Source organism: Nocardia carnea (assembly GCF_029869215.1).
GTDB lineage: Bacteria > Actinomycetota > Actinomycetes > Mycobacteriales > Mycobacteriaceae > Nocardia > Nocardia carnea_B.
The window spans coordinates 1-1,547 of the sequence record NZ_JARWPM010000373.1 but is presented as its reverse complement, the minus strand read 5'-3'; the positions used below and the strand labels follow the sequence as shown (position 1 = coordinate 1,547).

The following is a 1,547-nucleotide window of genomic DNA, read 5'->3' as shown; positions in this document are numbered from 1 at the left end:
GCTGCTGCGCGTTGGCCGCCTCCTGGGCGCGCCGCTCGCCTCCCGCACCCTCCCCCTGGCCCTCGCCCTCGACTTCACCGCTATCCCCGCCGCGGCCCCCCCCACTGCCGTCGACCGGCCGGCGGGACGCGCGGAACGTCCCGCCACCTGATCGGCGGCCGCGCACGCCCCGTGCGGAACAGTGGAGTCGGGCTGTCCCACCCGGTGCGCACCCGTCTACGAGCGGCCCTCCGCCGGCGCCGGCCGGGCCGTTGCGGGCGGTTCGGGGCCGCAACGAACCCGGGCCGACACGTATCCACCGGCGACCCGGCCGAATTATCAGGGCCCCTTTCCTGGCTATCGTCACCGACTTCTCTTGCCGCGAAAAACATTTCACGGCCGGCTACTTCTTTCCGACCATACGGTATTACGACGGATCCGCAACGGCCGGCCCGCCCGAACCGGAGAAATCATCAACACGCCGAATCGCCGTTGGTGCGGGTCACAGGAAGCTTCGTTATAGGATCGGGCAGGTTTCCGTACCACCGTTCTCGGCCGGTTGCGCGCACTAATCAATTGCGCAGTATTCCGTGGAATATCCAGCCTTTCAACAGATCACGACTCGATCACGCTTTGTTGTCGGAATATGTAGGAGCCGTATTCGAAACCGGCCGATCCCGGCCCCGTCCCCGCGGAGAACCCGATGCCAGACTCCCGTACCGGCCGCCTGCGCACCTCTGGACGTCACCGCCGCCGACGGCGCCGGCCACTGCGCACGGGACTCACCACCGCCCTGACCGCCGCCGCGGTCACCGCCGGACTCTGTGGAACGGCCGCTGCCGCACCCAGTCTGCACAACCAGGCGCCGGCCGGACTCACCGATCTCCTGGGCGGCCCGCTGACCCGGGTGCACGGGCCCGGTACCGCGATCGTGATCCTCGGCTACGGCCTGCTCCCGGACGGATCCATGCGCCCCGAGCTGGTCGATCGGCTCCGCGCGGGGTATCTGCAGGCGCTGCTCGCGCCGCAGTCGCCGGTCATTGTCACCGGCGGCAATCCCCGCAACGGCGTCACCGAATCGGCCGCGATGGCCGATTGGCTCGTCCGCAACGGGCTCCCGGCGCATCGAGTCCACCAGGAGCCCGCCGCACGGACCACCGTGCAGAACGCCGAGCACAGCGCACCGCTCATCCACGCGCTCGGCGCCCGCGACGCCGTCGTGGTGACCTCGGACAACCATATCGGCCGCGCGGTGGAAAGTTTCACCGCCGCGGGAATTCCGGTGACATCGACGCTCACTCCCCGGCAGGTCCCCGATTTCGTGTCCGTATTCGGGCCGTAACGTGGTGGGGGGGGGGGGGGGGGGGGGGGGGGCGGGGCGGGGCCGCGGCCCCCCCGGCGCGGCGGGAAGAGGGGGAGTGGGGGGGTGCGGTGTGGGCTCGCCCCGCCCGCTTGCGCTACGCCGCTCGTCGACGGCCCTGCGCGCGATCAATTCCCCGAGAACGAAACGCCACAACACGGCGTACATGGCACCGGCCTCGGTGTCGGTGGCGCCCAGCCGGTGTGCC

Annotated in this window: 1 protein-coding gene; it reads left to right on the top strand. The window is 70.8% G+C overall.

Features of this window, described 5'->3' with window-relative positions; translation table 11 throughout:
• Positions 1-682: 682 nt before the first annotated feature.
• Positions 683-1,321: a YdcF family protein gene (locus QH276_RS26755; RefSeq protein ID WP_280406936.1), complete on the top strand. Its 639-nt coding sequence runs from the start codon at positions 683-685 to the stop codon at positions 1,319-1,321.
• Positions 1,322-1,547 lie beyond the last annotated feature (226 nt).

Coding starts and splice junctions, on each gene's coding strand:
- QH276_RS26755 (WP_280406936.1), top strand. CDS start 683: ATGCCAGACTCCCGTACCGGCCGCCTGCGCACCTCTGGACGTCACCGC.